The organism is Kitasatospora sp. NPDC059571, assembly GCF_042735675.1.
GTDB lineage: Bacteria > Actinomycetota > Actinomycetes > Streptomycetales > Streptomycetaceae > Kitasatospora.
The window spans coordinates 1-8511 of sequence record NZ_JBHWBW010000348.1; the positions used below are offsets into that span (position 1 = coordinate 1).

Genomic DNA, 8511 nt, shown 5'->3' on the forward strand with positions numbered 1-8511 from the left:
GTCCGGGGCCCCGACGGCGTCACCGCGGGCAGTCGCGGTCAGCGGTAGTTCACGAACTGGAGCGCGAACTCCAGGTCCTTGCCCTTGAGCAGCGCCTGCACGGCCTGCAGGTCGTCACGGCTCTTCGAGGTCACCCGGAGCTCGTCGCCCTGGACCTGCGCCTTGACGCCCTTCGGGCCCTCGTCGCGGATGATCTTGGCGACCTTCTTGGCGTCCTCGGTGGTGATGCCCTCCTTGACGTCCGCGAAGATCTTGTACTCCTTGCCGGACAGCTGGGGCTCGGCCGCGTCCAGCGCCTTCAGGGACAGGCCCCGCTTGACGAACTTGCTCTGCAGGACGTCCAGGATCGCCTTGACCCGCTCCTCGCCGCTGGCCTTCATCTCGATCTTGTTGCCCGACCGGCTGATCTCGGCGCCGACGTTCTTGAAGTCGAAGCGCGTCGCGATCTCGCGGGAGGTCTGGTTGATCGCGTTGTCGACCTCCTGCCACTCGACCTTCGAGACGATGTCGAAACTGGAGTCGGCCATGGGTGTTGGTCTCCTTGGGTACTGGCTGAACGGTCAGCGCCGCGCCCCCCCGCGCGGCGGCCGCCGTACCGGGTGAGCCGGTCGGCGGCGTCCTGGGGGGTGCTCGGCTACTCCACCGGCGGCAGCTGCGCGCTGCGGCTGGCGATGCGCAACCCGGACGTCTTCCCGAACGCGGCCGGGCTGGCCGCCGACTACGTGGTGCCCAACGACCGCTGGACCGACGGCGACCTCTTCGGCGGCGACGGCCAGGCGTCCTCGCAGACCGACCTGGGCTGGCGGCTGAAGAACCTGCCGCCGCCGGCCGCCTCGCTGCTGGTGGTGAGCACGCGCACGGAGGACAACTACCCCGCCACCCAGGCCTTCCTCTCGGCGGCGCAGGCGGCCGCCGCCGACCACCCGGACTTCCACGTGGACTCGCTCTTCCTGGCGGACGGCGGCCACAGCTTCGAGACCTGGCAGCGCGAGCTGCCTGCGGCACTGGAGTGGATGAGCGACCACCTGGCCACGCCGCAGGACCGCGAGCCCCGGGAGTAGCGCCCGGGCCGGGCGCCGCTCGGCAGCGCCCGGCGCCCGGCTACTTCGCGGCGATCAGGCTCATCGCCTCGGCGCGGGTGGCCGGGTCGCGCAGCTGGCCCCGGACGGCCGAGGTGATGGTCTTGGCGCCGGGCTTGCGGATGCCGCGCATCGACATGCACATGTGCTCGCACTCGATGACGACGATCGCGCCGCGCGGCTCCAGGATCCGCATCAGGGCGTCGGCGACCTGGCTGGTCAGCCGCTCCTGGACCTGCGGCCGGCGGGCGTAGACGTCGACCAGCCGGGCGAGCTTGGACAGCCCGGTGATCTTGCCGCTGGTGGACGGGATGTAGCCGACGTGGGCCACGCCGCGGAACGGCACCAGGTGGTGCTCGCAGGTCGAGAACACCTCGATGTCCTTGACCAGCACCATCTCGTCGTGGCCGATGTCGAACGTGGTGGTGAGCACGTCCTCGGGCTCCTGCCAGAGCCCGGCGAATATCTCCTTGTAGGCGCGGGCCACGCGGGCGGGCGTCTCCAGCAGGCCCTCGCGGTCCGGGTCCTCGCCGACGGCCAGCAGCAGCTCGCGGACGGCGTTCTCGGCCCGCTTCTGGTCGAACGTGCCGATGACGGGCTCACCCTCAAGAGTCACCGGGTCGATCATGCGGGCCTCGCTTGGCAGTCGGGGAAGGGAATCGGGCGGCCTGCGCGAACAGCGCGAATGCCGCGCCTCCAGGGTACAAACCCCGGGGGCGCGGCATTCATTCCGTGCGGCGGTCAGCCCTCGCTCGGGCGCTCGCCGGCCGGCGGGAGCTTCACGACGTCCACCGGGCCGGCCTCGGAGGCGACGACGCCGTTGGTCAGCGCCAGCTCCTTCGGGGACTGCACCGGCGGGCGGGTGGAGGGGGTGCGGCGGGAGGAGCCGGTCCACGCGGGGCGGGCCGGACGCTTGACGATCGGGGCGAAGACCTCGGCGATCTGCTCCTTGTTCAGCGTCTCCTTCTCCAGGAGCTCCAGCACGAGGTTGTCGAGCACGTCGCGGTTCTCGACCAGGATCTCCCAGGCCTCGTTGTGCGCGTTCTCGATGAGCTTCTTGACCTCCTCGTCGACCAGCCCGGCGACCTCCTCCGAGTAGTCGCGCTGGTGGGCCATCTCGCGGCCGAGGAACGGCTCGGAGTCACCGGAGCCGAACTTGATCGCGCCGAGGCGCTCGCTCATGCCGTACTGGGTGACCATCGCGCGGGCCGTGGCCGTGGCCTTCTCGATGTCGTTGGACGCGCCGGTGGTCGGGTCGTGGAAGACCAGCTCCTCCGCGGCGCGGCCGCCCAGCATGTACGCCAGCTGGTCGAGCATCTCGTTGCGGGTGGTCGAGTACTTGTCCTCGTCCGGAAGCACCATCGTGTAGCCCAGGGCGCGGCCGCGGGACAGGATGGTGATCTTGTGGACCGGGTCCGCGTTCGGAGAGGCCGCCGCGACCAGGGCGTGGCCGCCCTCGTGGTACGCGGTGATCTTCTTCTCCTTGTCGGACATGATCCGGGTGCGCTTCTGGGGGCCGGCCACCACGCGGTCGATCGCCTCGTCCAGGACGAAGTTGTCGATCAGCTTCTTGTCCGAGCGGGCGGTCAGCAGGGCCGCCTCGTTCAGGACGTTGGAGAGGTCGGCGCCGGTGAAGCCGGGGGTGCGCTTGGCGACGGCCGAGAGGTCGACGTCGGGCGCGATCGGCTTGCCCTTCTGGTGCACCTTGAGGATGTCCAGACGGCCCTGGAGGTCGGGGCGCTCGACGGCGATCTGGCGGTCGAAGCGGCCCGGACGCAGCAGCGCCGGGTCCAGGATGTCGGGGCGGTTGGTGGCGGCGATCAGGATGACGCCGCCCTTGACGTCGAAGCCGTCCATCTCGACGAGCAGCTGGTTCAGGGTCTGCTCGCGCTCGTCGTGGCCGCCGCCGAGGCCCGCACCGCGGTGCCGGCCGACGGCGTCGATCTCGTCGACGAAGATGATCGCCGGGGCGTTCGCCTTGGCCTGCTCGAACAGGTCGCGCACCCGGGAGGCACCGACACCGACGAACATCTCGACGAAGTCGGAGCCGGAGATGGAGTAGAACGGCACGCCCGCCTCGCCGGCCACCGCGCGGGCCAGCAGGGTCTTGCCGGTGCCGGGCGGGCCGTACAGCAGCACGCCCTTGGGGATCTTGGCGCCGACGGCCTGGAACTTCGACGGCTCCTGGAGGAACTCCTTGATCTCCTGGAGCTCCTCGACGGCCTCGTCCGCGCCGGCGACGTCGGAGAAGGTGGTCTTCGGGGTGTCCTTGGTGAGCAGCTTGGCCTTGGACTTGCCGAACTGCATGACCCGGGAGCCGCCGCCCTGCATCTGGTTCATCAGGAACAGGAAGACCAGGACGATGATCACGATCGGCAGCATCGACAGCAGCAGGCTGACGAAGGTCGACTGCTTCTCGGGGCTGACGGTGTAGTTGTCCGGCAGCTGCCCGTTCTGGAAGGAGGTCTGCAGCTTGTCGGCGATGGCCGCGGCCTGGGTGTCCGAGACGTAGGACGCCTGGAACTTGGCGCCCTTGGGCGCCTTGCCGGAGCTGTTCGCCGGCAGCGTCTGGCCGTCCTTCAGCTGGATCTTGATGAGGTTGGAATCACCGGTGGTGATCTGCGCCGACTTGACCTCGTTGCTGTCGATTGCAGCAACGACCTGGCCGGTGTCCACCGTCTTGTAGCCGCTCGAGTCCGAGACGACCTGCATCAGCACAACGACGGCGAGGACGGCCAGCACGATCCACATGATCGGCGCACGGAAGTATCGCTTGACGTCCATCCATGCGGGGCGTTGCCGCCCCGTCCCTCCTGCCACTCAACGGCGCCGTGCGGCCGCTGGCCGCCTGCGCATCCGGTATGTGCTCATGAGAAGAGCGGTTCATTGGACCGTACCGCAGTGCCCCCCGCACGTGGCGGGAGCACGACGGCACGACGTATTTTCCTACCTCGGCTCAACGGGCGGGAACGGTGTGCTGTTCCCGCCCGTCCCCCGGACGGTCGTCAGCCGCCGTAGACGTGCGGCGCGAGCGTGCCGATGAACGGCAGATTGCGCAGCTTCTCGGCGTAGTCGAGGCCGTAGCCGACCACGAATTCGTTGGGGATGTCGAAGCCGACGTACTTGACGTCGATCTCCACCTTGGCGGCGTCGGGCTTGCGCAGCAGGGTGCAGACCTCCAGCGAGGCGGGCCCGCGGGAGCCGAGGTTGCCGAGCAGCCAGGACAGCGTCAGGCCGGAGTCGATGATGTCCTCGACGATCAGGACGTCCTTCCCGGCGATGTCGGTGTCGAGGTCCTTGAGGATCCGCACCACGCCGGAGGACTTGGTGCCCATCCCGTACGACGAGACGGCCATCCAGTCCATGGTCACCTGGGAGTGCAGCGTCCGGGCGAGGTCGGCCATCACCATGACGGCACCCTTGAGCACGCCGACCAGCAGCAGGTCGCGCCCGGCGTAGTCGCGGTCGATCCGCTCGGCCAGCTCAAGCAGCTTGGCGTCGATCTCGTCCTTGCTGATGAGCACCTTCGCCAGGTCGGCGCCCATGTCGTTCTGATCCACCGGGGATACGTCCTCAAACGTTCGGGGTCCTGTGTCGGCGGCGGCCCTGCGACGCGTTGCCGCTAGTCGCCCTGTCGCCGAAACACCAGCGTGCCACACCGGCGGCTCGCTTCGACCCCCCCGGGTAGGTGGAGCGGTCCCTGGCCCCGCCACCCGGTGACGAGCAGGTCGACGCTCTCCAGGTGCCGGGCGAAGAGGTCCCCGGCCGGGCATCCGGCCCGCAGCGCGGCCCGGCGGAGCACCCGGCGGCGGACCGCGGGGGGCAGTTCGGCGAGCTTGTCGACGTCCAGGGCGCCTTCGGCCGTCCGGAGGTCGCGCTCGGCCAGGGCGGCCCACTGGTCGAGTGCGTCGGCGTCGTCGCGGAACAGCCGGGCGGTGCGGGCGAGCGCCTCCACCACGCCGCCGCCCAGGTGCTTCTCCAGCACCGGCAGCACCTCGTGGCGGACCCGGGAGCGGGTGTAGGCGGGGTCGGCGTTGTGCGGGTCGTCCCAGACCGGGATGGACTGGGCGGAACAGGCCTGGCGGGTGGCGGCCCGGTCCAGCTCCAGCAGCGGGCGGCGGTAGCGGCCCTTCTGCGCGGGCATGCCGGCCAGCGAGCGGGCGCCGGAGCCGCGGGCGAGGCCGAGCAGGACGGTCTCGGCCTGGTCGTCGCGGGTGTGGCCGAGCAGGACGGCGAGCGCGCCGAGCCGGTCGGCGGCCTCGTCGAGGGCGGCGTAGCGGGCGTCCCGGGCGGCGTTCTCCGGTCCGCCGGCGCGGCCGACCTGCACCGGGACGGCCTCGACCGGGTCCAGGCCGAGCTCGCGCAGCCGGGCAGCGACCAGGTCGGCCCGCTCGGCGGACCCGGGCTGCAGGCCGTGGTCGACGGTGACCGCGCCGACCCGCAGGCCGAGCTTGGGGGCCTCGAAGGCGGTGGCGGTGGCCAGGGCCATCGAGTCGGCGCCGCCGCTGACGGCGACCAGGACGAGCGGGGAGCCGGGGGCGGCGGGGGTGCGCGGCAGCCCGGACGGATGGCGGCGGGCGTTGCCGATGAGGGCGGTGGCGGGGCCGGCCGGCACCAGGGCGGGTGCCGGGGCCCGTCGGCTCTGCGGCGCGCGGGCGGCGACGGTGACGCCGGCCTCGGCCGCGAGGTCGGCGAGAGTGCGGCGGACGGCGAGGCGTATCGCCGCGACGGCAGGGTGAGGGCCCACGGGGTGCACTCCTTGGCGGAGGGGGAGGGACGGGCGGCCGGAGCGGGGGCGGCTGGGCGGGGACCCTGCGCGCTCTCGGTCACCGGGCGCTCACAGATGGTCGCAGAAAGCAGCGGCCTCGCAGGCCCTGCGCGCCTGCGCCGCCTCCACGGTCCCACGTACGGGTGAATGGAGAAACGTTCATCCGGCCCCCGTCCGGTCTGCGCACGGCCGTTCGGCCGTACGCGCGCGCCGGTCGGTCAGCGGGCCACCCGGGCCACCCAGGCGGCCGGGTCGTGGACCTCCTCCTTGGTGGGCAGGGTGTTCGGCGAGGTCCAGACCCGGTTGAAGCCGGCCATGCCGACCCGGTCCACCACGCCGCGGACGAACACCGCGCCGTCCTGGTACTGCCGGAGCTTGGCGTCCATCCCGAGCAGCCGCCGCAGGACGAGGTCGAGCCGGCCGGCCCCGCGGTCGCGGCGCCGCTGGAACTTCTCGCGGATCTCGGCGACGCTCGGCACCACCGCCGGGCCGACGCCGTCCATGACCACGTCGGCGTGCCCCTCCAGCAACGACATCACCGCGGTGAGCCGGCCCAGCACCTCGCGCTGGGCGGGCGACTGGACGGCCTCCAGCAGCGTCGAGGGCCCCGAACCGTCACCCCGGCCCCCGAGGCCCGGCACACCGTCCGCGAGGGCCTCCCTGGCCCGCTCCAGCAGCGCGCCGGGGTCGACGTCGGTCTGCGCGAGGAAGGACTGCACCTCGGACTGGATGTGGTCGCGCAGCCAGGGCACCGCGCTGAACTGGGTGCGGTGGGTCTCCTCGTGCAGGCAGACCCAGAGCCGGAAGTCGTGCGGGTCCACGTCCAGCTCCCGCTCGACCTGGACGATGTTGGGCGCGACCAGCAGCAGCCGCCCCGGGCCCGGCGGCTCCGGGCCGCGCCGCGGCTTGTCGAACAGCCCGGCCGGGCTGTCCGGCGCGGCCGGCAGCGCCGCCGGGGCGAAGGTCTCGTACTGCCCGAGCACCTTGGTCGACAGGAAGGCCAGCAGCGCGCCGACCTCGACCCCGGTGGCCTTCTCCCCCAGCGAGCCGAACAGGGCGGCGCCGGCGGTCTCCGAGCGCCGCGCCTGGAGGCGGTCGACCAGCGGCTGGACGATCGTCCGGAAGCCCGCGACGTTGGCCCGCACCCAGCCGGGCCGGTCGACGACCAGCACCGGGGTCGCCTCGGCGTCGGCCAGCCGGGCCGGCCGCAGCTCGGTGTAGCCGCGGACGTGCTCCTCGGCCTCCAGCGCGTGCCGGCGCAGCTCGGAGACGACCCGGGCGGCCTCCTCCCGCGTCACCTCAGGACCGGGCCTGGCCAGCCGGGTCGCGGTGCTGACCGCGAGGTTCCAGTCGACCATGCCTGCCCCACCGCTCGCGCTCGTCATGACCTCACCGTACGTGCTGGCGGGCGGCGGGGGGAGAGAACCGGCCGGGCGCGGGGTGCGGCGGCGCGGGGGCTCAGCGGCAGCCGCAGGCGGCGATCCGTGCGACGATCCGGTCGACCGCGTCGCGGGCCGCGCCGGGGTCGGCCGTGGTGCGGGTCATCAGGGCGAACGCCAGGACCCGGCCGTCGGCGTCGACGACCGTGCCGGCCAGCGTGTAGACCCCGGAGAGGGTGCCGGTCTTGGCCCGCACCAGGCCGGCCGCCGCCCCGGCGCCGGAGCGCGTGCCGAACCGGTTGACCAGGGTGCCGGTGAAGCCGGCCACCGGGAGGCCGGTGAGCAGCGGCCGCAGTTCCGGGTGGCCCGGGGAGGCGGCCCGGGCGAGCAGCTCGGTGAGGGTGACCGGGGGGATCAGGTCGGCCTTGCTGAGCCCGCTGCCGTCGGCCAGCTTCACCCCGGCGGTCGGGACGCCGAGCCTCGCCAGGGCGTCGGTGGTCGCGGCGGCGGCGCCGTCGAAGCTCGCCGGGCGGTGCGCGGCGAGGGCCGCCTGCCGGGCGATGGCCTCGGCGAGGGAGTTGTCGGAGGTGGTGAGCATCCGCTCGATCAGCCGGGCCAGGGTCGGCGAGAGCACCCGGCCGAGCACCGGCGCACCGGCGGTCGCGGCGGCCTGCGCCGGGGTGCCGTCGACGGTGATGCCGGCGGCGCGCAGCCGGTCGGCGAGGGCGGCGGCGGCCTGTCCTGCCGGGTCGTAGACGCGGGCGGGGGCCTCGTCCGGGGAGAGCGGGTCGATCCGCCCCTCGTCGACCATGAGCGGGGTGACGGCGGCGATGTTCATCGCGTCGTGCTCCGGGTGGAGCAGCGGCCCGCTGTACAGCGAGGTGTCGTAGTCGAGGTGGACGGTGGTGGTGCCCGCCGCCCTGAGGGCGGCCGCGGTCTGGGCGGCGAGGTCGGCCAGCGAGGCGGGGGTGGTGTCCGGGTCCACCGGGGCGCCGCCGATCCGGACCTGGTCGGGCGGGAGCACGGTCACGGTCGGGTCGCCGCCGCCGACCAGGGTGATGGTGCCGGGCCGGGCGCCGCGGACGACGGTGGTGGGCAGCCGGGTGGTGGCCGAGAGGTAGGTCAGCGCGGCGACCGCGGTGGCGAGCTTGGTGGTGGAGGCGGGGGTGGCCGGGACACCCTCGCCGGAGCCCTGGAGCAGGGCGCCGGTGGCGGCGTCCGCGACCGCGAAGTTCAGCGTGCCGAGCGCCGGGTCGCGGACGGTGTCGCCGAGGCCCTGCCGCAC

Annotated in this window: 8 protein-coding genes; 1 reads left to right on the forward strand and 7 read right to left on the reverse strand. The window is 73.0% G+C overall.

The window, feature by feature from the left end:
- Positions 1-38 precede the first annotated feature (38 nt).
- Complete coding sequence (locus ACFV0G_RS28920) at positions 39-527, reverse strand: YajQ family cyclic di-GMP-binding protein (protein WP_380554317.1); 489 nt, start codon at positions 525-527, stop codon at positions 39-41.
- 72 nt (positions 528-599) lie between these two features.
- On the opposite strand from ACFV0G_RS28920, the gene ACFV0G_RS28925 reads away from it, so the two are divergent.
- Positions 600-1061: an alpha/beta hydrolase-fold protein gene (locus tag ACFV0G_RS28925; RefSeq protein WP_380554320.1), complete on the forward strand. Its 462-nt coding sequence runs from the start codon at positions 600-602 to the stop codon at positions 1059-1061.
- 40 nt (positions 1062-1101) lie between these two features.
- Here ACFV0G_RS28925 and folE read toward each other — a convergent pair whose 3' ends face one another.
- The 6 genes from folE to dacB all read right to left on the reverse strand — a co-directional run.
- On the reverse strand, positions 1102-1707 hold the full coding sequence (gene folE, locus ACFV0G_RS28930) for a GTP cyclohydrolase I FolE (protein WP_380554323.1): 606 nt from the start codon (positions 1705-1707) through the stop codon (positions 1102-1104).
- A 113-nt stretch (positions 1708-1820) separates the two neighbouring features.
- Complete coding sequence (gene ftsH, locus ACFV0G_RS28935) at positions 1821-3863, reverse strand: ATP-dependent zinc metalloprotease FtsH (RefSeq protein WP_380554326.1); 2043 nt, start codon at positions 3861-3863, stop codon at positions 1821-1823.
- Positions 3864-4084: 221 nt separating this feature from the next.
- Complete coding sequence (gene hpt / locus ACFV0G_RS28940; protein WP_380554330.1) at positions 4085-4639, reverse strand: hypoxanthine phosphoribosyltransferase; 555 nt, start codon at positions 4637-4639, stop codon at positions 4085-4087.
- Between the two features lie 62 nt (positions 4640-4701).
- Positions 4702-5826 (reverse strand): tRNA lysidine(34) synthetase TilS, encoded by a 1125-nt coding sequence (tilS, locus tag ACFV0G_RS28945; RefSeq protein WP_380554333.1) that lies wholly within the window; start codon positions 5824-5826, stop codon positions 4702-4704.
- A gap of 239 nt (positions 5827-6065) precedes the next feature.
- A complete protein-coding gene (locus tag ACFV0G_RS28950) occupies positions 6066-7232 on the reverse strand; it encodes a zinc-dependent metalloprotease (RefSeq protein ID WP_380554336.1) in 1167 nt (388 codons plus the stop codon).
- A 73-nt stretch (positions 7233-7305) separates the two neighbouring features.
- On the reverse strand, positions 7306-8511 hold a 1206-nt coding region (dacB, locus tag ACFV0G_RS28955; RefSeq protein WP_380554339.1), incomplete at its 5' end, for a D-alanyl-D-alanine carboxypeptidase/D-alanyl-D-alanine-endopeptidase.